The organism is Dactylosporangium sp. NPDC050688, from assembly GCF_040654515.1.
Taxonomy (GTDB): domain Bacteria; phylum Actinomycetota; class Actinomycetes; order Mycobacteriales; family Micromonosporaceae; genus Dactylosporangium.
Genome location: NZ_JBFAIC010000099.1, coordinates 1 through 19,042 on the forward strand (window position 1 = coordinate 1; position 19,042 = coordinate 19,042).

Sequence of the window (19,042 nt, forward strand, 5' to 3'; positions counted from 1 at the left end):
CGAAGGCGCGCAGGAAGTCCACCTGCCCCTGCGCCTCCTCGCGGGTGGTCGGCCTGGCGGCCTGGCGGCCTGGCGGCCTGGCGGCCTGGCGGCCTGGCGGCCCGGCGGCCTGGCGCGGCGGGGCGGTGGCCCGGTGGCGTAGCGGCGTGGTGGCCGGTGGCGTAGCGACCCGGTGGTCGGCTGTCCCGGCGGCCGGCGGCGCGGTGGCTCGTCTCCACTGTGCTCTGGCGGGCACGGCACGGCCGCACGTTGTGCGCACCGTTCGAAGCAGAAGGGCCGCCGCAAGCGGCAATCAAGGGACCTCGATCAGCCCGCCTGGCACACCCTAAACTCGCCCGACTTGCACAAAATCACATTCCGCCCTAACCGGACATCTCAGGGAGAGTTGGCGCAGGCATGCAGAGGGAGCCGGCGCCGGGCATCTCAGGGCGCCAGGCATCAAGGCGCAGGAGACCCCCAGGTGCACGGCACCTCGGAGCGCAGAGCATCCAGGATGTGCGCCACCTCAGGACGCAGGGGACTTCAGAATGCGCCGCATCTCAGGCGCAGAGGCCCCACGCGTACGGCATCTCATGGCGCAGAAGACGCCAGCGTGCGCGGGCGCCCGCAAGCGCCGGCGACTCAAGGACGCGCGGCACCTCAAGGCGCGGGAGACCTCAGAGGGCGTAGCGAGACATTCAGGGTTTCGGGAGATCAGGGGAGTTGGCGCAGGAAACGCCCCGCGGCGTCTGAGCGGTCCTGGTAGCCAAGTGCCTTGTAGAACGCGTGCGCACCATCGCGGGTCCGCAGGCTGGTCACCTCGACGCTGTGGCAGCCGCGCATGAGGCCGAACGTCTCCGCCGCCGCGACCAGGCTGGTGCCGATCCCGCGGCCGCGGGCGGAGTCGGCCACGGCGAGCGCGACGATCCGCAGCCACGAGCCGTCCTTCTCGAACGACGGGATGATGTGCGCGGCGGTGACGCCCAGGAGGCGGCCGCGTTCGTCCCAGACGAATGAGGCACCGTCGGGGTGGTCGACCCAGGAGCGCATGCGCCCGGCGATGTCGGTCCCATCCTGCCCATAGCCCAACTGCTCCAGCAGCATCGTCACCTGCTCGGTATCGTCGGTGGACAACCGGCGCACCCCGCGGGCGACCTGCATACGGTAGGCGTGCAGCACGTCAGCGCTCATGAATGCAGCGTAGAACCGGCGCGGCCGTTTGTACCGGCTTGAGCGCAAGTCATTCACGTCCGGGGTGCACGTGCATCGGCAAGGTGCCACTTGACTGTTCCGGCGATCGTCCTACCATTCGCACCCGCAAGTGCACGTGCTAGATCGCGCAGGAGTCGTCGGTGCAGGCGTCGTCGGCGGCGGGGGAGCCCAGGATCGTCAGGGACGACTGCCGCAGGGCCTGGTCGAACATCTCGACCGGCTGCGCGCCGGAGACGCCGACCCGCTGGTTGAAGACGAAGAACGGCACGCCGGAGATGCCGTAGGCGCGGGCCGTCGCGATGTCCGAGTGCACGTCGGCCTCGTGCGAGCCGTCGGCGAGGGCCTGCTTGGCGGCCACCTCGTCCAGCCCGACGGCGCCCGCGAGCCCGGCGAGCACCGCCTGGTCGCCGATGTCGGCGCCCTCGGTGAAGTACGCGTGCATGAGCCGCTCCTGCAGCGCCGCCTGCAGCCCGTGCGGCTTGGCGAAGTGCAGCAGCCGGTGCGCGTCGAAGGTGTTGGCGGTGCGGGCGCGGTCGAAGTCGTACGCCAGGCCCTCGGCGGCCGCGATCTGGGTGACGTGCGCGAACATGCCCTTGACCTGGGCCGCGGACAGTCCCTTGCGGGCCGCGAGCGACTCGCCGACGGTGCGCGGGTCGCCGACCGGCGTGGACGGGTCGAGCTGGAAGCTGCGCCACTCGACGGTGACCTCACCGTCGAACCGCGACAGGGCCGTCTCCAGGCGGCGCTTGCCGATGTAGCACCACGGGCAGACGATGTCGGACCAGACCTCGACCTGGATCATGCGCGCGCTCCTTACTCATTGACGGTTCAACAATAGCGCGCAGCATGATCCAGGCCGAGCCCAGCGGGTCACCAGTCGGAGTTGCTGCCTCCGTACCCGAGGATGATCTGGTCGAACGTGTTGCCGTCGTTGTCGTCGGTGTACGCGATGCTGACCTCGCCCCACGGCGACACCGCCACCGCCGGCTGCTCCTGCCGGCCCGTCGCCGTCTGGGACAGCACCTGCGCGGCCAGGCGCCCGGTGCCGGTGCCGTCGGGGTTGAAACCGCGGACCCAGACGTCGCCGGCCGCCGGTGAGCTGCCCGCCGCGAAGCCCACCACCGTGTTCGCCTGGTCGTCGACGCCGATGGACGGCGCGAGCCCGCCGGCCGCCACGAGCGTCTCCACGTGCCGCGGCGTGCCGTCGGCGAGGAACGAGCGGGTCCACACCCCGGCGGTGCCGGTGTGGTCGGACTCCCACGCGACCCCGAACGCCCCCGCGAACGACGCCGAGATCGCTGGGTGGCGCTGCTGGCCGTCGCCGAGGCTGTTCGCGGACCGGCGGGAGAGGTTGACCGCGCCGTTGGCCTTCGCCAGCCGTACCAGCGCAACATTGAAGAAACCGTTGGCGTCGGCGTCCTCGTCCCACACGACGAGCGCGTCCCCGGACGCCGGGACGGCGACGTCGGGCCGGTGGTGGCTGCCGGTGGTCGGCGAGGCGGTCACCTCGTAGGCCTTCGTCGCGGGCCCGGTGTAGCCGGCCGCCTTCACCGTGTGCGCGGTGCCCTGCACGTCCTCCCACACGACGCTGAACGCGACGGCGGCGGTGCCGGGCGCGCCGTCCGGGTCGACGGCGACCTTCGGCAGGATCTGGTCACCCGCGGTGTCGGCGTTCGCCCGCCCCGACGCCGTGACGCTGCCGGTCGGGGAGACGACCCGGTAGGAGATGTTGAACACGCCGTTGCCGTCGGCGTCCTCGGCCCAGACCACGACGGCGTTGCCCTTGTCGTCGAGGCCGACGTCCGGGCTGATGTGCTTCCAGTCGGTACCGGAGGTGCCGCCGGCCGACAGCTTGAGCTCGTACTTGGCGACGCCGTCGGTGAACAGCCGCAGCCAGACGTCGGAGTGGTTGTCGTTCTTGGGTGCGGCGCTGTCCCGGTCGTCCTCCCAGGCCACGGCGACCTGGCCGGTGCGGTTGGCGGCGGTCGCCGGCGTATCCTGGTCGCCGGTGGCGACGCTGTTGGCGGTGGTCCACGTCATCGACGCGGCGGCTGCGAGCGAGGTCGCGGCGAGCGCGACCGAGGTGATGGCTGCCATGCGGGGTCCTCCTACAGTGCCCGAAGGCCGGGCCGGCCGTCGAGGATCGCGAACGACTTCAGCGTGGTGGCGGGCGCGCCGTGCTCGGTGACCGTGGCGACCGCGCGGAAGTCGGCCCTGACCTGCGCGGGGCTGATCGTGGTCCGCACGTAGCCGCGCAGCCCGGAGTGGAACTTCAGGTGCGGGTTCGTGGCGACGTTGGGGATCGCGGTGGCCGCCGAGCCGTTGCCGCCGGATGTGATCGACGTGCAGACGAGCTCGGTGCCGATGGTCGCGGAGTTACTGTCGGCATAGTCGGCCTTCAGGTCGTTGGCCCACGCCGCGTGTACGTCGCCCGTCAGGACGATCGGATTGCGCACCGAACGGTCGATCCAACCCTGCTGGATGCGAGCCCGTGACGCACGGTAACCGTCCCAGGCGTCCATGCTGGCCGCGCCGCTCGCGTCGAACTGCCGGGCGAAGAACACCTGCTGGCCGAAGATGTCCCAGGTGCCGTAGTGCTGGGCGAGCCCGTCGAGCAGCCATGCCTCCTGCGCCGCGCCGGTCAGGCTCCGCGTCGCCGAGTCCGCGTCCGCGCACACCTTCCAGCCGTCGCCGCAGGCCTGGTCGTCGCGGAACTGGCGGGTGTCGAGCATGTGGAAGGTGGCCAGCGTGCCCCACCGGACGCGCCGGTACAGCGGGATGCTGTTGCCGGTCGGCGCCTGGCTGGGCCGCAGCGGCATGTTCTCGTAGTAGGCGCGGTATGCGGCGGTACGGCGGGCCGTCCACTGCGCCGCGGTGAGCGCCGGGCTGCTGTCGTTGCGCACCATGTTGGCGTAGTTGTTCTCGACCTCATGGTCGTCGGGCACCACCAGCCACGGCGCGATGGCGTGCGCGGCCTGCAGGTCCGGGTCTGACTTGTACTGCGCGTACCGCCGCCGGTAGTCGGCGAGCGAGACGATCTCGGCGCCGGCGTGCGCGCGGACCCCGCTGCTGCCGGTGCCGCCCTCGTAGATGTAGTCGCCCAGGTGCAGGATCAGATCGGGGCGGTCCTCGGCCATGCGGCGGTACGCTGTGTAGTAGCCCGACTCGTAGTGCGCGCAGGACGCGAACGCCATCACCAGGTCACGGCCGACGATGCCGGGGGCGGGCGCGGTGCGGGTGCGCCCGACGGGGGAGATGTGCCCCTGCGCGCGGAAGCGGTAGTAGTACTCGGCATCCGGCGCGAGCCCGCCGGCGACCACGTGGACGGAGTGCGCGTCGGCGTACCGGGCGGTCACCGAGCCGGACGCGACGAGCGAGCTGAACGTGTCGGTCGTGGACACCTGCCAGTCGACGGTGACGTCGGCGTTCGCCATGCCGCCCTGCCCGTCGGCGTTCAGCGGCGACGGGGCGAGCCTGGTCCACAGCACGACGGTGTCTGCGGCCGGTTCGCCGGAGGCGACCCCGAGCTTGAACGGGAACGGGACGGCGGCCTGGGCGGCCGTCAACGGCAGGACGACGGCCCCGGCGGTGACCAGTCCACTGAGGACGAACGTGCGGCGGCTGAGCCTCTTCATGCCGCATACTTTTATCACTGTCGATGAACGCGCGGTGTCCTGCAACTGGCCGCAGGCTGCATTCGGGGTACGGCCGGAGCTCGCTACCCCTGTGGTTTGAAGTAGGCGTTCGCCCGGGCGGTGAACATCAGCGGCACGGCGGCCCAGACGGCGGCGACGTGCAGCGCCCTGGCGGCGGCGACCGCCCACCAGGTGAGGTCCGCGCCGGCGGTGGCGGCGCTCAGCGAGTTGCCGTCCGCGAGCCACGAGATCGGCTCGACGACCAGCGACAGGGTGCCGACGATGCCGAGCACCAGGGCGAGGGCGAGCCGGGCCCACCTGCGCCCCGCCCGCATCCGCAGCGTGGTCAGGATCGCCGCGGCGTACACGGCACCCCGGAACAGCACGCCGGCCAGCACGTTCCCACCCGCCTGCGACGAGCCGACGACGATGACGGTCTCGCCGGCGCCGAGCGCCACGGCGGCGATCCACAACCCGGCGGCGGCGCGCACCGCGACGGGTGGCCGGCCGGTCGTCAGGGAAGTCATGCCCTTCACTGTTCGCCGCCGCCGGCCGCGCGGCACGCCCCCTGGCCACCGTCTTCGTGGTGCGGTCAGCCCCCGTACCCGCCCACCTCTCCATCGGGCTGGTCCTCAGCGCGGCTCGTTCGCGACGCTGCCGCACCAGTCGAGGTACCGCTCGGCACGGAGGCTTCCCGCGTCGAAGCCCACGGCCCAGGTACGACCGTCGGTCATCCGCAGCTCCACGTGCGAGCCGTCGACGAAGCGGGCGTGCTCCACCCGTACCGCCGCGATGATCTCCCTGGCCGTGGAACTGCCGGTCGGCACGTCGACGTGGCGGCTCGGCTCGACCGCGGTGCAGGCCAGGTCGTGCTGGCTCTCCCGGCCCAGCAGCCGGCCCGTGGTCCGCAGCCGGTACCGGACGACGTTCCCGGCCCGCGGGCGGGCGACGAGCTCGAACCTGCCGTCCGGCGACTTTGCCACCGAGTCGACCCGGCCGGTCACCTCGTCGTCCGGCATGGCGTCGGCCGCCTCACCGGCGACGAAGCCGACGCAGAGCAGGATCAGCACGGCACTGGCCGAGGCCGCGGACGCCCACCGCACCGCCGCCCGGCTCCGCAGCCCCAGCCAGCCGGCAACGCCCAGCAGCAGCACCCCGGCCCCGATGATCAGCACCGGCCGCGGCTGGCGCTCGAACGGCACGAACGCCAGAAACCGCCACGGCTGGTACGTCACCACGACGGTGCCGACCATCGCCAGCGCGATCACCCCTACGGCGAGCACCGCCAGGACGAGCGCGATCCATCGGGTCCCCCGAGTGACCACCATGCTCACGATCATCGAGTTGCGCGCTCGACTGGACAAGGACCCTGTCTCGCGGCCGGAAGTACGGACGATGCGTGACGGAGAGGACGGTGTCGCTGCAGCCACCCGCAGCAAGGCGTCGTTCATCGGTCCGGGCCGGGTAAACGGCCTGGTCAGGGTAGTGCGCCCGGTAGGGATCGAACCTACGACCTTGGGATTAGAAGTACATTGGCAACGGCCGGTCGACGCCCTCCGCCGCAGGTCGCGGTGTCGGACGGTGTCGGCTGACGTCGGGTGGAACCGGTGGCCTTGGCTGTACGACTGGCTGTACGGCCAAGGCCCCAACACACAGCTGCTGGCTCTCGCAGATCTCGTTCCGATGTCATTGCATGCACTCCACACCGATGTTCGAGCGCTGCGGCGCCCGCCTGGCGACTCCTACCAACTTGCCTCGTCCGTATTACGGCGAGATGCTGTGCGTACTACACTGAGAGGGATGGCAGATGCCGCCGGTCAAGATCCTGTTGGTCCAGTGGGGTACGAACACCACCTACGCCACCAAGCGTGCAACGCGAGCCGAGATCGAGGAAGTGTTCGCCAACCGCCCGACGATCCGCACCAACCTGCGGGGTCGGGCAGCGACACACCTCGCGCTCGGCGTCACGGATGCGGGCCGCAAGCTGACGGTGGCGTTCATCTACTTCGCGGAGACGAATACGGCGTACCCGATCACGGCATGGGAGCAGTCATGAGCAAGCCAGAGGAAGTGGATGAGGTTACCGGCCTGAGCGTGGCCGACATGGAAGCCGCAGCTGAGGATCTGTACGAGCACCGCGACCAGGTCGCCGGCGACGAGGTCCCGAACGAATCGGCCCCAGACATCCGCTCAGTCGTGTCGGTTCGATTCGGCCGTGGTGAACTCGACAGCATCGCTGCGGCTGCGGCTGCGGCCGGTCAGCCGTTGTCGACGTACATACGCAACGCCGCGCTGGCGGCGTCGGCGACGATCGACGTTGAGGCTGCGCGGCGAGAGCTTCGAACGGCGACAAAGGCGCTCGACGAGCTGAGGCGGCAGCTGGGTACCGCTGCGTGACTGCTGGTCGGGTGCGGCGTGAGGGGTAGTAGCTCAGCAGGTCAGAGCAACGTCCTTATAAGACGTCGGTCACGGGTTCAAGCCCCGTCTGCCCCACCCGAACGGTCCTCTGACGCACTGGTACAGCGCCGACGCGCAGCCCGGCAGCTGGTGCCCAACCGGTCGCAATTTCGTCCAGAAGTAGCCGATCTTGCGCAGGGTGCGACGGAGCTGTTCGACTGGCTAAGGCCAGCCACCGATTGCGGCGACCACGTCATTCGAGGGCAAGCCGGCGAAGCCGGCGCGGCAGCCGAGCGCCCTGACCCCGACGGCGGGTGACCACCCGCGCGCTCGTCACGGCGCCGCGCCTCACATCCGGCCTCTGCTTGGCGAGCCTGGCTCGAACACAGAGGCATGATGGCAGGCGACCGGAAGCGCACACTCGCCGCCGCGCCGGCCGATGCCGGCGCTTGCGCCGCCAGCAGGCCGAGCGCGAGCGGCGCGGCTCGCGCAGCGGGCCGCCTTGATCCCGTTTAGGCAGATTCGGCAGTGCCGTTGGCAGCAGGGCCATACTCTGCGGTTGTACCTCCGGGTACCGGCCAACAGGATCGAAGTCGTCATCGGCGGGCTAGAATTGGTCGGACAGAATGTGATCAACATATTCCCAACGGGAATCTGGGTCATCCCTTTGGGGGCCTGGCTAGACGATCGACATGCATGCTGTACCTATGTGTGGGTATCGGCCCGAGGTGTTGCGATGCGGTATGTTGCGTGGATGCCACAAGACCACGACGCGACGGCGCAAAGTGCTGCCAGTTTCCTGAGTTACTCTCGCGACGATGATGCTGTAATGAACGGAATTGCCGACGAGATTAAGCTGCGAATTGAAGGACTCTATCGCGCAAAGACCGGGAAAAACCTGAAGATATTCGTTGATCGACAGGATATTGGTTGGGGGGAGGATTGGCGTGTAAGCATTGCCGACGCCGTCCGTGGTGCTACAGCCTTTATTCCTCTGGTGACGATGAACTACTTCAATAGGGCTGCATGCCGTGAAGAGCTAATGGCGTTCTATGCGAGTGCAAAAGTTCTTGGTGTCACCGACTTGATACTCCCGCTAATCTTGGCCGGCGGTCGGTTGATCGATTCGTCGGATCCGAGAGAAGAGGTGCGCATCGTAGAGCGGCTTCAGCACGAGTCGCTTGAGGAAGTGTGGCCGCACGGGTTTAAGTCACCCGAATGGGCTGTTTCAATGAATCGCATAACGGACAAATTGATCGTGGCGCTGGAGAAGGCCGAAAATAAGATTGCCGAGCTGGAGGTCGTGTCAAGCGAGCAGCGTGCATCGTATGTGAACGCCTCCTTTTCTCGTCCATCTAATGCTCCCGAGGTGACCAGTGGGGCGGGGATTGAGTTTGATGAATCAGAGGACGTGGAAGGCGGCCTCTACTATCTAGTGCATGAGTTCCAGGAAGAGTGCGAGGAGTTCGGGAAGGTTGCACCGGGTGCACTCTTGGATGTGCAAGAATTCTTGAATGTCGTAATGGTGGGCATCGAGAAGCTTAATTCGTCGACAAGCAGGCAGGAGGTGAGTCGAAATTCAATCCTCGTTGCAAACGAGGTCCTCGGACTGTCGCAGCGTTTGGGAGAAAGTGGTGCCGCGATGCTCCAGCACTTGTCGACGGCTGACGCCGCGCTGCGCCAGGTAGTTTTCGAGGTTGGGGAAACAAAAGCTCCCGGGGTAAGTGCAAGTCTTCGTGAGGCGCTGCAGGAAGTGCGTTCGTTGACGGATGGAATGGAGAATCTGCCTGAGCGGCTAGACGAGATGGTGGAAATGTTGGCATTCGTTCAACGCATGAGTGTCTCATTGCGTCGCGCGTTCGCACCCGGACATAATGGGATTATGGCGATCCGGGATTCGGTGAAAATCTTCAGGTCGTGGGATGAGCTTGCAAAGACTTTTTAGAGTGTTCCGCATGGTTGGTCGACAGGGAATGCATGTATGTGGTTCTGCGGCGCTTATCCGTGTTGATTTGGCTTCGGCGGAAGGATGTAATGGATCAGGGTAGTGGCGGGGAGTGTAGTCGCGAATATGCAATTAATGTTGCGAATGAATCGTTCGAATGGTATCGGCTACATGCAATCCGATCTCGAAAATGGCACAAGTTCACTGAGGTATCGGTTGTCTTGATCGCTGCGGCAATCCCGGCCTCAGTCGTGGTGTTCCCGGACGGTCCTGTCCTATCTGCTCTGCTCGGAACTGCTGTGGTAGTTCTAACCGGTCTGAAGTCAACGTTTCACTGGCAAGAGAACTATCTGCGATACTCTGAGGCGCGCGAGGCGGTTGAAACTGAGCGCAGGCGTTATCACACTCTTACTGTGCCGTATGATTCCGATCAACGCGACCAAATTCTGATTCAGAAGATTACTGCTATCGAGCATGATGAGATGCGTGGCTGGTTGCGGGTGGCGAGACAGGAGAAACGGCAGCCGGATAGCGGCTCACCAGCGTAGGATGTGAGCCCTATACTGGCGCATTGCATCAACGACCTGCTCGTCCCGGAAATCTGCGCGCCGGTTCCTCTGGTAGCCGCCACGCCATGATGGAATGATGGCAACGTGCCATCTGATGCATCAGCCCAGCGACTGCGAATCGGCTCGGAGGTTCGTCGACTACGCATGTCGGCAGGACTGTCGGGAGAGCAGGTCGCGGATGCCCCTGCTGGTCGCAGCCGAAGGTGTCTCGGATCGAATCGGGTCGCACGGCGTTTACAGTCCGTGATATTGCACATCTGCTTGCGTTGTACGGCGTGCAGGACGATGTTAGGGCCGAATTGCTGGGCGTGACTGCCGTTGATACTGGTGAGGGTGCATGGATCGTCCGAGCTGGCGGTTATCCGCGGCGGCAGGGCTCGGTAGGTTCGCTTGAGGTGGTGACCAGGCGGCTGCGCCACTTCCAGATCATCACGGTGCCTGGTCTGCTGCAGACGCGCGAGTATGCCCACGACATCACAGCAGCTGTTGGAGTGCCCGACCCGGATGCTGCAGCCGAAGCGCGGATGCGGCGTCAGGCCGTCGTGCGCGGCGAAGGCGGTCCTCAGTACGACGTGGTCCTCGATGCACGTGCGTTGCTGCTTCGGCCTGGCTCGCTCGACGCGCTTCGCGGCCAGGTTCTCGCGCTCGCTGAGTCTGGCGAGGTGCAGGAGCGGCTTGACCTCCGGATCATCCCGCTGGGTGCGCGGTCGACGGTGATTGCGACGGTCGGGTTCATCATCTTCGACTTCATTGCGCAGGAGAGTCCGTCGGTTGCTTTCGTGGAGGCGCCCGCTGGGGACGTGTACTTCTCTGCTGAAGAGGACGTCGCGCATTACTCAGGGCTGTTCGAGCGGCTACAGGGTGTTGCGCTGAGTCCAGAGAAGTCTGTTGAATATCTTCGATCATTCGCAGCCGACATCGAGCGGTACGTCGGCCCGGTCGAGGGGAGCGGCAGAGCATGAGCGACGACAGGTTCGCCGGCGCGGTCTGGCGGAAGAGTGTGCACAGCGCGGATGGCGATGCGTCGAAGTCGCCTACGCTGACGGCATGATCGGCGTACGCGACACCAAGGCCAACAGCACCGGTCCGGTTCTCGCCTTCACGGAGCGGGAGTGGACGGCGTTCCTGGCTGGCGCGCGCGACGGTGAGTTCGAGATCGACACGTTGTCCCGGTAGTCCGGGGCATGACGGCTTCAGCGGCGGCACCTGACGTGGACTCCACGCGTCGGGTGACGCCGCTGCTCGTCTCTACGGGCGTCTCGGTCACGGGCGATGGCGCGTTCCTGGCGGCCGGCCCGCTGCTCGCCGCCTCGCTGACCCGCGACCCGGTTGCCATCTCTGCGGTGACGGCGGCGTTCTACGTGCCGTGGCCGGTCTTCGGCCTTCCGGCGGGTGCGCTCGTCGACCGGTGGTCGCGCCGGGCGGTCATGGTCGTTGCGGACATCGTCCGCGCTGGGCTGCTGGCAGGGCTCGCCGTGCTCGTCGCCACCGGATACGTCAGCCTTCCTGCGCTGGTGGCGTCGATCGTGGTGATCGGTGTCGCGCAGATCTTCTTCGACTCCGCGGCGCAGGCGACCATCCCCGCGGTCGTCGGCCGCGACAAGGAGACCCTCGCCCACGTCAACGGCCGGTACTGGGCGCTCGACATGGTCGGCCGGTCGCTGCTCGGCCCGCCTCTCGGCTCGCTGACGTTCGTGCTTAACCGGACGATCCCGTTCGCGTTCGACGCGGTCTCGTTCCTGGTGTCGGCGCTGTTCGTGCGGAGACTGCCCGCCACCCGCCCCGCCGACGTGCAGCACGAGCCGATCGGCGCCGCCATCAAGGCCGGCGTCCGGCATCTGGCCCACACGCGAGAGCTCCGAATCCTCGCGATGAGCATGGGCGCCTACAACTTCGGCTACAACCTGGCGCTGGCGACGTTCGTCCTCTACGTGACCGACGTCCTGGACGTCTCCGACGCGGTGTACGGCGTGCTCCTCGCCGCCGGCGCGATCGGTGGCGTCGCGGTCGGCTGGCGCGCGGGTCTGCTGACCCGGAACCTCTCGTACCGTCAGACGGCGGCAATCGTCCACGTCGGCCAGGCGCTCGGATGGGCCGGCATCGCGCTCGCCGCGAACGTCTGGGTCACCGGAGTGATGTTCGTGCTCCTCGGCGCGAGCGGCTCCCTGTCCAGCGTCGCAATCGGCTCGGCTCGTCAGGCGCTGACCCCCGACGGTCTCCTCGGTCGGGTCGTCTCTGCGTTCCGCATCATCGGCCTCGGATCGGCTGGTCTGGGCGCCCTGGTCGGCGGTGTCGTCGCCGATCGGTACGGCCTCACGACTCCGCTGCTGTGTGCCGTCGGCCTGCTGCTCGTCGCCGCAGTGCTGACCTGGCCGTTCCGGAAGCGGTAACCCCCTGGTGGACAGCCGGGCGACCTGCGTTGACCGCAGTTATGCACCGGAAGATCATCGAGAATCACGTCCGGCCGACGCTCGGCAAGGTCATGCTCGACAAGCTGACGCCGACGCTGATCCGGAAGCTGCTCGCGGCCAAGACTGCGTCCGGTCTTTCGGCAAGTTCGGTGTGGCACATCCATGGCCTGATCCGCAACGCTCTCGGCGACGCAGAACGGGAGGAACTGGTACACCGGAACGTCGCAAAGATCGTCCGCCCGCCCTCGATGCAGCAGGTGGAGCGGCGCGCGCTGACCGTCGAGGAGGCAAAGCGGCTGCTCAGCGTCATGAAGGGCCACCGGCTGGAGGCGCTGTTCGTCACCGCGCTGACCGTCGGCCTACGGCGCGGCGAGCTGCTGGGGCTGCGCTGGGCGGACATCGACTTCGACGGCGGCGCGCTGACCGTTCGGCAGACGCTGATGCGGACCAACGGCCGGCTGGAGTTCTCGGCACCTAAGACCAACCGGTCCCGCCGGACGGTGCCGGTGGCAGTACAGACGCAGAAGCTGCTCAAGAAGCACCGCAAGGCGCAGAAGGCGGCCCGGAAGTCGGCCGGCGACAGCTGGACCGATCACGACCTGGTCTTTCCCGCCCGGATGGAGCCGGACAACCTCGACCGATCGTGGCACCAGCTGCGGGCCGCGGCCGGTCTCGACTGGCTCCGGCTGCATGACCTGCGCCACGCCTGCGCGACGTTCCTGCTCGTCTCCGGTGCCTCGGCCCGCACTGTCATGAAGGTCCTCGGGCACAGCCAGATCGGCCTGACCATGAACACGTACGCGCACGTCCTGCCCGAGATCGAGCGGGCGGCCGTCGACGACGCCGCTCAGCGCCTCTTCGGTGCCTAGGCTGTACAAGTGGCTGTATGAGCGCCTGAGCTGCGCTGAAAGTGGTGCGCCCGGTAGGGATCGAACCTACGACCTTGGGATTAGAAGTCCCCTGCTCTATCCGCTGAGCTACGAGCGCATGTCGTCGGACAGGCTACCGCTTGCGGCGGAGGATACGCTTGTGGGGAGCCAAATCGACGCTCTCAGGACAGCATTCATCGCCGTCCGGCACAAGCGGGTTCCGTTGGTACGCGGCGCGTTTCGCAGCGGGTGGCGGCAGGATCACGCTTCGGGTCGTTCGGGTCACCTCTCGTTGTCGACCGCTCTCACGGCCTCGTGCAACACGTCACGGCGTGGCTGACGTCGCCTGGCTGACGTGGCTGACCGCCGCTGCCCAGCAGCCAGGCAACGACGAAAGTCGGGGCACTCGCCTTGCGGCGGCAGCGGTGTTCGCGCAACCGGCAATTCGCCCTGGCGGCCCGGTGGAGCAGGCGTGGTGCTGCCGCGGCGCAGACCAGCGATGCCGTGCCGCAGCCCGCCGGTGCCACGGCACCGGCCTGGTGGTGCCGTGATCGCATGCATGGTGGCGCCGTGGCGCAGGCGCCTGGTGCTGCTGCGACCCTGGCCCCGGCGCTGCCGTCTGCAGCCTGGCAGCGACGTGGCGCTGGTTCAGCGGCCCGTGGCCCAGGCTGGCAGTGCCGTGACGCTGGCCCGCTGGCCCGCTGGCCCGCTGGCCCGCTGGCCCGCTGGCCCGCTGGCCCGCTGGCCCGGAGGCCCGGAGGCCCGCTGGCCCGGGCTGGCGGTGCTGTGACGTTGGCCCGGTGGTGGGTCGTGACGCCTGATGGCACGGTGTCACGACCCACCTGGCGCCTCAGGCAGGCACCGGGACCCGCCCGCCCCGGTTACGCCGGCGCCGGTTGCCGCTCGTCTCGCCGGGCTCACCCGAACCAGCCCCGCCGTCCGAGCCGTCCCCGCCGTCGGACTCATCCGATCCGTCGGATCCGCCGGATCCGCCGGGCTCGTCGTCGGAGTCCGACTCCCCGTCCCCTGCGCCGGACGCCGTCAGCTGCGACGCTTCGTCCGGGGCGAGACCGCCCGCCATGAGCTGCGACGCGTCGTCCGGGACGGCCTCGGCCGCCGGGAGCTGCCCGGGGTCGTCGGGCGCAGTGAGGCCCGCCATTTCGGCGAACGCTGAGCTGTCGAAGGCGGCGCTGACCGCGCTTTCGAGCTCCAACAGGACGTCCTCCGCGAACGGGTCGCGAGTGGTGTCCTGCGGGGGCTCCTGGACCGTCGTGACGTAGCCGCCCAGCTCGGCGTCGTAGTCGCGCTGGCGGGGCAGGTCGTTGAGCGCCGCCACGGGGGTGGCCGGCTGGCCCGCGATCCGGGTGTCCGCCAGCTCGTCGTCAATGGTGCTGGTCGACGTGTTGGCCCGGACCCGGGCGAACTTGGCCCGGCCGCGTGACAGGTCGTGCCCTACGCTGGCGGCCTCCAGCTCGTAGCTGACCCGCTTGACGTGGTCTGTGGTCTCCCACGGCCGGCTCGCCAGCCTGCCGGTGACGATGACCGGGTCGCCGACGTGGACGCAGCGCATCACGTTCTCCGCGAGCTGGCGCCAGCAGTTGACGCGCAGCCGGAGCGTGTCACCGTCGACCCAGCGCTCCTGGTGGCGGTCGTAGCGCCGGGCCGTCGCGGCGACCTTGAATTGGGTGACCAGCTGGCCGCTCGGCTCGATCCGCCGGCTCTCAGGCTCGTTGAGCACGTTGCCGACGATGGTCATGGTCGTCTCGTTCATGTCCGTCTCCCTCCCGTGTTCTGGACTCGGGATGGAGCATCGGTCAGGTCGGGCAGTTGCCGCTCGCGGCCGGGGCCGGATCTGTGGATAACCGACCGCTTGTGGACAGCCGTGCGTCAGCGTTGATGATGTGGTACGCGCACACGCGTACACCTCAGAAAGCGGCGTGGGCGAGGTTCTGGGTGAACACTTCCCAGGCCCCGCGGCGACGCACAAGCAGCTTGCGCGACAGCAGGTGCGGGTCACCGGCGAAGAAGACCCGGTCGATCGCGCGCCGGACCTTCGCGAGGCCGGGCGGGGACTGCGAACCGGTCACGATCATCACGTCGCGCGCGGGGACGCCGACCACGAGCTCGCCGGGCACGGCACGCTCCAGGCCCGCCCAGAACGGCTCCGCGAGCAGCAGCGTCGATGCGATCCCGTCGAACTGGAGCATCAGCGCGGGCGGCTGGCCGTGGACCTGTGCGGCGCCGAGGCGGGCGTCGAGATTGTGCGCGGCCTGGCGGCGCAACATCCGCCGTGGCATCTCCATGCGCTGCAGGTCCGCCCAGGTGACGAGGCGGTCGCCGTACGGCGGGCCGTAGCTGTAGCCCACTCCGAGGCCGCCCATGAACTCGTCGAGCACGGGCGCGTGCACGTCGTCGCGGCGAATGTCGCGGAGCGGTGCGAGAACGGGGAGGAGCATGAGCTGCACGCTTGCAAAGTAGGACGGTGACGGATGTGAGACAAGCTCTTGTTTTTGCACTATCTGATTGCTAATGCGTCCGTGAGCCGCCGCGAAAAACTGTCGGTGGGTGTGGGTAGTGTCCCGCCCATGGTGAATCGACGACTCCAGGCCGACGCGATCGGCATGCTGCTGGGTGGTGTGCTGGACGCGATGTTCGGCGATCCGCGCAGGTGGCACCCCGTCGCGGGGTTCGGGCGGTTCGCGGGCGCGGTAGAGCGGCACACGTATGCCGACGCGCGGCCGGCGGGCGCACGGTTCACCGCCGTGGCGGTCGGCGTGCCGGTGGCGCTGGCCGCGCTGGCGGCCTGGCTGACCCGGCGCAGGCCGATCGCCCGCACTGCGCTCGTCGCCGGTGCGACCTGGGCCGCGCTGGGCGGCACGAGCCTGGCCAGGGAAGGGCGCGTGATGGCCGACCGGCTCGACGGCGGAGACCTGGAGTCCGCGCGGGCGCAGCTGCCCAACCTGTGCGGGCGGGACCCGTCAGCGCTCGGCGCGCCCGAGCTGGCCCGCGCGACGGTGGAGTCCGTCGCGGAGAACACGTCGGACGCTGTCGTCGGTCCGCTGTTCTGGGGCGCGGTCGCCGGGTTGCCGGGCATCGTGGGGTACCGCGTGATCAACACCCTCGACGCGATGGTCGGGCACCGGTCCGCTCGGTATGCGAGGTTCGGCACGGCGTCGGCGCGCCTCGACGACCTGGCCAACCTGGTGCCGTCGCGGGTCACGGCAGCGTTGACGGTGGCCGCCGCGCCGATCGTGGGCGGGCGCCCCGGTGCGGCGCTGCGGGTGTGGCTGCGCGACGGCGGGCGGCACCCGAGCCCGAATTCGGGGCAGTGCGAGGCGGCCGCGGCAGGAGCGCTGGGCATCCGGTTGGGTGGCCGCAACGTGTACGGGTCCCGCGTCGAGGACCGGCCGCACCTCGGCGACGGCGGGCCACCGGGTCCGCGTGACGTGCGGCGGGCCGCAGTCTTGTCGCTCGTCGTCGGCGCGGCGGCCCTCGGACTGGCCTGCGTCGTGAGGGCAGGAGCCGCAAGCAGAGGCACCGCAGGCAAGGGCAGCGGCGGCACCGTGGGCAAGGGGAGCGGCGGTGCAGCGGGTAAAGGCAGCGGCGGTGCAGCGGGTAAAGGCAGCGGCGGCGCCGCGGGCAAGGGCGGCGCCGGGTTGATCGGGGGTGCGGTGTGACCGGGCTGCTGGTCGCCGGCACCACCTCCGACGCGGGCAAGAGCATGCTGACCGCCGGCGTCTGCCGCTGGTTGCGACGGCGTGGTGTCGACGTCGCGCCGTTCAAGGCGCAGAACATGTCCAACAACTCGGCGATCGCCGTCGACGGCGGGGAGATCGGCCGGGCGCAGGCGCTGCAGGCGTATGCGTGCGGGCTCGAGCCCAGCGTCAGCTTCAACCCTGTGCTGCTCAAGCCGGGCTCCGACCGCACCAGCCAGGTCGTCGTCCTCGGCCAGGCCACCGGGCAGATCGGTGCGCGCAACTACCACGAGATCAAGGAGCGGCTGCGCGGCACGGTCATGGAGACGCTGCGCGAGCTGCAGGCCAAGCACGAGGTGGTGATCTGCGAGGGGGCCGGGAGCCCGGCGGAGATCAACCTGCGGGCCGGTGACCTGGCCAACATGGGTCTGGCCCGTGCGGCGGACCTGCCGGTGATCGTGGTCGGCGACATCGACCGGGGAGGGGTGTTCGCCGCGCTGTACGGCACACTCGCGCTCCTCGACGCCGACGACCAGGCGCTCGTGGCGGGCTTCGTCATCAACAAGTTCCGTGGGGACTCGGGACTGCTGCAGCCGGGCGTCGACTCGCTCACGGAGCTGACCGGGCGGCCGACGTACGGGGTCGTGCCGTGGTCCAACGACCTCTGGCTCGACGGCGAGGACTCCCTTGCGTACGACGGGCGGGTCCTCGGCCGGCCGGCGGCGCCGCGTGGCACGCAGTGGCTGCGGGTCGCGGTGGTCCGCCTGCCCAGGGTCTCCAACGCGACCGACGCCGAGGCGTTCGCCGCCGAGCCGGGTGTCCAGGTGCGGCTCACGGTCGAGCCGGCCGACCTCGCCGACGTCGACCTCGTGGTGCTGCCCGGCAGTAAGTCCACTGTGGACGACCTGCAGTGGTTGCGGGAGCGGGGGTTGGCGGACGCGGTGCTGGCGCACGCAGCGGCGGGCCGGCCGGTCCTGGGCATCTGTGGCGGGTTCCAGATGCTGTCCGAACGGATCTTCGACGACGTGGAGAGCCGCCGCGGCGCCGTGCAAGGGCTGGGACTGCTGCCGGTGGAGATCATGTTCGCCGCGCGGAAGACGCTCGGGCGGGTCACGGGGACCGGGCTCGGGTCGCAGCCCGTGCACGGGTACGAGATCCACCACGGCGTCGTGAGCCGGGCGGCGGACGGGCTCACGCCACTGATCCGGCTGGCCGACGGCACGGGCGAGGGCGCGGTGGCGGGCAACGTGTTCGGCACGCACTGGCACGGGGCGTTCGAGACCGACGAGTTCCGCCGGGCGTTCCTGACCGAGGCGGCCCGCCTCGCCGGGCGGCACGGGTTCGAGGTCGCGCCCGGCACGTCGTTCGCCGCGCTGCGGGAGCGGACCGTTGACGTGCTGGGCGACCTGGTCGAGGAGCACCTCGACACCGAGGCGCTGTGGCGGCTCATCGAAGGCGGCGCGCCCGCCGGCCTGCCGACCGTCGTGCCCGCGCTCCGCACCGCCGTGCCCGGGCTGCACACCACGGTGGCTGGCCCGCATGCCTCTGCGGCGGAGCCGCACCCCTCTGTGCCCGAGCCCCACACGCCTGCGTCCGTGCCGTACACGCCTGCGTCCGTGCCGTACACGCCTGCGTCCGCGCCGCACACGTCCGCGGCCGGGCTGCGCACTGCCGGCGTGCCGGAGTCGCGATGAGCACCGAGGGCACGAGGGTCGGCACGTACGACGGGCTGGCGAAACAGGTCCTCGGCCGGGACGCGCGGCTGGGGGAGGTGCGGCTCGTCGCCGTCGACGGGCGGGCCGGGTCGGGGAAGACCACGTTCGCGGGGCGGCTGTCCCGGGCGCTGCGGCACGCCGGGGCGGACGTCGCCGAGCTGCATACTGACGACTTCCTCGACGGGTGGGCGGAGCTGCTGGCGTGGCGGCCCAGGCTGGAGCAATGGGTGTTTGCACCGTTCAAGGCGGGTGAGGACGCCCGGTACCGCCGGTACGACTGGGGCGCCGAACGGCTGCGCGAGGAGTGGGAGCCGCTGCGGCGGCCCGATGTGCTGGTCGTGGAGGGGGTCGGCAGCGCGAGTGTGGCGGACCTGACGCTGGCGGTGCAGGTACATGCGCCGGCGGAGCTTCGGCTCGAGCGGGGGTTGATCCGCGACGGTGAGGCGCTTCGGCCGCAGTGGGAGCGGTGGATGGCCGACGAGGACCGGTTCTTCGCGGACGGCGCGGCGCTGCGGGGCGTTGACGTGCACGTCGACGGGGCGCCGGGTGACGAGCACGATCCACAGAATGAGTACTTCATCCTTGCGGGCGGGTAGACGGCAGTTGCGCTGGTGG

19 protein-coding genes, 2 tRNA genes and 1 pseudogene are annotated in these 19,042 nt (G+C 69.1%); 12 read left to right on the forward strand and 10 right to left on the reverse strand.

The genetic code is table 11. The features are described from left to right. The 7 genes and pseudogenes from AB0H83_RS47565 to AB0H83_RS47595 form a co-directional block, all read right to left on the reverse strand. Positions 1-235: pseudogene (locus tag AB0H83_RS47565) on the reverse strand (hypothetical protein); the annotation flags it as partial. 458 nt (positions 236-693) lie between these two features. After that, a complete protein-coding gene (locus tag AB0H83_RS47570; RefSeq protein WP_360109152.1) occupies positions 694-1,170 on the reverse strand; it encodes a GNAT family N-acetyltransferase in 477 nt (158 codons plus the stop codon). Positions 1,171-1,309: 139 nt separating this feature from the next. Next, a complete protein-coding gene (locus AB0H83_RS47575) occupies positions 1,310-1,993 on the reverse strand; it encodes a DsbA family oxidoreductase (RefSeq protein ID WP_360109155.1) in 684 nt (227 codons plus the stop codon). A 68-nt stretch (positions 1,994-2,061) separates the two neighbouring features. Beyond that, positions 2,062-3,288 (reverse strand): hypothetical protein, encoded by a 1,227-nt coding sequence (locus AB0H83_RS47580; protein ID WP_360109158.1) that lies wholly within the window; start codon positions 3,286-3,288, stop codon positions 2,062-2,064. A gap of 11 nt (positions 3,289-3,299) precedes the next feature. Further along, entirely contained in the window at positions 3,300-4,826 is a 1,527-nt protein-coding gene (locus tag AB0H83_RS47585) for an alkaline phosphatase D family protein (protein ID WP_360109161.1), read from the reverse strand. An 83-nt stretch (positions 4,827-4,909) separates the two neighbouring features. After that, complete coding sequence (locus tag AB0H83_RS47590) at positions 4,910-5,353, reverse strand: hypothetical protein (protein ID WP_360109164.1); 444 nt, start codon at positions 5,351-5,353, stop codon at positions 4,910-4,912. A 105-nt stretch (positions 5,354-5,458) separates the two neighbouring features. Beyond that, positions 5,459-6,154 carry a hypothetical protein gene (locus AB0H83_RS47595; RefSeq protein ID WP_360109167.1) on the reverse strand — a complete coding sequence of 232 codons (696 nt, stop codon included), beginning with the start codon at positions 6,152-6,154 and terminating at the stop codon, positions 5,459-5,461. 479 nt (positions 6,155-6,633) lie between these two features. On the opposite strand from AB0H83_RS47595, the gene AB0H83_RS47600 reads away from it, so the two are divergent. The 9 genes from AB0H83_RS47600 (at position 6,634) to AB0H83_RS47640 (ending at position 13,017) form a co-directional block, all read left to right on the forward strand. Continuing rightward, positions 6,634-6,882, forward strand: a complete 249-nt coding sequence (locus tag AB0H83_RS47600; RefSeq protein WP_360109170.1) for a hypothetical protein — start codon at positions 6,634-6,636, stop codon at positions 6,880-6,882. After that, positions 6,879-7,223 carry a hypothetical protein gene (locus tag AB0H83_RS47605; protein ID WP_360109173.1) on the forward strand — a complete coding sequence of 115 codons (345 nt, stop codon included), beginning with the start codon at positions 6,879-6,881 and terminating at the stop codon, positions 7,221-7,223. The genes AB0H83_RS47600 and AB0H83_RS47605 overlap by 4 nt, the downstream gene beginning before the upstream one ends. Before the next feature lie 22 nt (positions 7,224-7,245). Continuing rightward, positions 7,246-7,319 (forward strand) — tRNA-Ile (locus AB0H83_RS47610). A gap of 658 nt (positions 7,320-7,977) precedes the next feature. Further along, positions 7,978-9,168, forward strand: coding sequence for a toll/interleukin-1 receptor domain-containing protein (locus AB0H83_RS47615; RefSeq protein WP_360109176.1), 1,191 nt, complete (start codon positions 7,978-7,980; stop codon positions 9,166-9,168). An 89-nt stretch (positions 9,169-9,257) separates the two neighbouring features. Beyond that, positions 9,258-9,716, forward strand: a complete 459-nt coding sequence (locus AB0H83_RS47620; RefSeq protein WP_360109226.1) for a DUF4231 domain-containing protein — start codon at positions 9,258-9,260, stop codon at positions 9,714-9,716. Between the two features lie 119 nt (positions 9,717-9,835). Then, a complete protein-coding gene (locus AB0H83_RS47625; RefSeq protein ID WP_360109229.1) occupies positions 9,836-10,699 on the forward strand; it encodes a helix-turn-helix transcriptional regulator in 864 nt (287 codons plus the stop codon). A gap of 85 nt (positions 10,700-10,784) precedes the next feature. Then, positions 10,785-10,913: a DUF397 domain-containing protein gene (locus tag AB0H83_RS47630; RefSeq protein WP_360109179.1), complete on the forward strand. Its 129-nt coding sequence runs from the start codon at positions 10,785-10,787 to the stop codon at positions 10,911-10,913. A gap of 8 nt (positions 10,914-10,921) precedes the next feature. Then, positions 10,922-12,127, forward strand: a complete 1,206-nt coding sequence (locus AB0H83_RS47635) for an MFS transporter (RefSeq protein WP_360109182.1) — start codon at positions 10,922-10,924, stop codon at positions 12,125-12,127. Between the two features lie 41 nt (positions 12,128-12,168). Then, positions 12,169-13,017, forward strand: coding sequence for a site-specific integrase (locus AB0H83_RS47640; RefSeq protein WP_360109185.1), 849 nt, complete (start codon positions 12,169-12,171; stop codon positions 13,015-13,017). Positions 13,018-13,059: 42 nt separating this feature from the next. Here the strand turns inward: AB0H83_RS47640 and AB0H83_RS47645 are convergent. The 3 genes from AB0H83_RS47645 to AB0H83_RS47655 all read right to left on the reverse strand — a co-directional run bounded on the left by AB0H83_RS47645 (position 13,060) and on the right by AB0H83_RS47655 (position 15,533). Continuing rightward, positions 13,060-13,135 (reverse strand) — tRNA-Arg (locus AB0H83_RS47645). Between the two features lie 732 nt (positions 13,136-13,867). Next, entirely contained in the window at positions 13,868-14,788 is a 921-nt protein-coding gene (locus AB0H83_RS47650) for a single-stranded DNA-binding protein (protein ID WP_360109188.1), read from the reverse strand. A gap of 154 nt (positions 14,789-14,942) precedes the next feature. Further along, positions 14,943-15,533, reverse strand: a complete 591-nt coding sequence (locus AB0H83_RS47655) for a hypothetical protein (protein WP_360109191.1) — start codon at positions 15,531-15,533, stop codon at positions 14,943-14,945. Between the two features lie 69 nt (positions 15,534-15,602). Between AB0H83_RS47655 and AB0H83_RS47660 the strand changes: the two genes are divergently transcribed. Genes AB0H83_RS47660 through AB0H83_RS47670 form a run of 3 tightly spaced genes read left to right on the forward strand, consistent with a single transcriptional unit; the run spans position 15,603 to position 19,023 of the window. Continuing rightward, complete coding sequence (locus tag AB0H83_RS47660) at positions 15,603-16,694, forward strand: cobalamin biosynthesis protein (protein WP_360109194.1); 1,092 nt, start codon at positions 15,603-15,605, stop codon at positions 16,692-16,694. Beyond that, complete coding sequence (locus tag AB0H83_RS47665) at positions 16,691-18,406, forward strand: cobyric acid synthase (RefSeq protein WP_360109197.1); 1,716 nt, start codon at positions 16,691-16,693, stop codon at positions 18,404-18,406. The genes AB0H83_RS47660 and AB0H83_RS47665 overlap by 4 nt, the downstream gene beginning before the upstream one ends. Continuing rightward, complete coding sequence (locus AB0H83_RS47670) at positions 18,403-19,023, forward strand: hypothetical protein (protein WP_360109200.1); 621 nt, start codon at positions 18,403-18,405, stop codon at positions 19,021-19,023. Before AB0H83_RS47665 ends, AB0H83_RS47670 begins: the two co-directional genes overlap by 4 nt. Positions 19,024-19,042: the final 19 nt, after the last annotated feature.